This window comes from Gemella haemolysans (genome assembly GCF_001553035.1).
Classification (GTDB): domain Bacteria; phylum Bacillota; class Bacilli; order Staphylococcales; family Gemellaceae; genus Gemella; species Gemella haemolysans_B.
Genome location: NZ_KQ959956.1, coordinates 1 through 1703 on the forward strand (window position 1 = coordinate 1; position 1703 = coordinate 1703).

Below are 1703 nucleotides of genomic sequence, written 5' to 3' on the forward strand. Positions count from 1 at the left end.
TATTTATTATCAACCGTATTTATTATAGACCCTTTTTTGTTAAAGGCTTTAGCTAGTTGAGGGGGCGAAGTCTCCGAAACAAAAAACCACCCCTACTTCTCAGTATAAAATAAATTTCATTTAAATTTTTTAACTAATTTTCGTATTTTTGTGTCTATTTACTTGACTATAGTTCATTTGTACATTTTTATTTTGTCAAAACTGCACATTCTTATTTTATTATTTTCAAAATAAATAAGATATAGCGCGGGGCTGACCTAAAAGTCTTAAATTTTAACAAGGTTTATATGAGAATTCATAGACTCAGTCGTTTATTGATATTTAAGTTTGCTTTTCAAAAACTTTTTAGATATCAATAAACTTTATGGGAGTGAATTAAAAATTTTGTTTCTTAGAAATCATGATTTTTGAGTCACTCCTTTCTTAATATCTCCAAAAAAATTTAACATTATTAGTAATAATTTACTTATAATTTATAAGGGATATATGATATAGATATTATAATATTATTTTTATAAATTAAACATAGTATCAGTTTGAAATCCTTGACATAAAAGTATTTAAAAATTAGAATATAAGTAAGGGGATTTAAGCGGATTTATTAAGAATTATAACATAAAGGTTTAGTGAGGAAGAATATATAAAATATATAAAAATTATACGTTATGTATAAGAATATTTTTGTTAATTTGAAATTCTTATGAATAGTTCATTTTTTTATAGGGAAATAATATTAAGATAATAACTTTTTAGATAATATAGTATTTTGTTCATAATATTTTGAGAATATTATTTATAATTTTTAGTAAACAAGGTTAGTAAGAATTATTGAGTTTATTTTTTTAAAATCTATAAAGTTGGTGTAAGATTTATAAAGGAAGAGAGGGATTCCCATGGGAAATAAAAACAATGTATTAAAATATACGGTAAAAAAATTTAGTGTTGGAACATTTTCAGTATTAGTAGGTGCTTTTATATTTTTAGCAGCACCTGCTTTGGCAAGTGAGACGAATTCTAGCGAGAATATACATAAGGAAAACAACGTTATAATAGATAAGGGAAATCATAACGAAAGCAGCGCTTTTAAAAATGTATCAAATGAAAAGAATATAGAAAAAAGTATTTCTGAAGATGTTAAGGTAAATGATTTAGCGAAGAAGAAAAAAGATTCGATAAGGAAAGATGTTTTGATAGAAGGGAATGAAGGACAAAATTCAAAAGTTCCTAATAATATGTCTGTTGTATCAGAAAGAGAATCTAAAAAACAATTTGCTACAGATGAAGATCTTGTAAAAATTTCAAAAGGTTTAATAACAACAGAAGATTCGAAGATTGATAATTTACTTTTTGGAAAAGAACCGTTAAAGGCTAATGAGGATAGTGATGGGGATAATGTGAAAAATAGTCGTGAGATCTATACTTACGAAAAGGACGGAAAAATATATTATGGTTACTATGGACATCCATTTTTAAAGGATACAGATGGAGATGGAGTAATAGATCATGATCAGAGCGATTTGAGTAAACCCGGAGATGATGATAATTTCAAGTGGTATGTTACCGATCGAGATATGGCTTTATTTATGAAATTATCGTATCGTGACGATAGCTATATTAAAAAAGTTTTAGATAAGGATTACCAGTGGACAAAGGCTGATAACATTGTCAAAGGCTGTAAATGTCAATATAAAAATGTACAAAAG

Annotated in this window: 1 protein-coding gene; it reads left to right on the top strand. The window is 26.2% G+C overall.

The features are described from left to right. Positions 1-893: 893 nt before the first annotated feature. Positions 894-1703, top strand: an 810-nt coding sequence (locus HMPREF3186_RS04390) for a YSIRK-type signal peptide-containing protein (RefSeq protein ID WP_156438964.1), incomplete at its 3' end; no start/stop codon positions are given.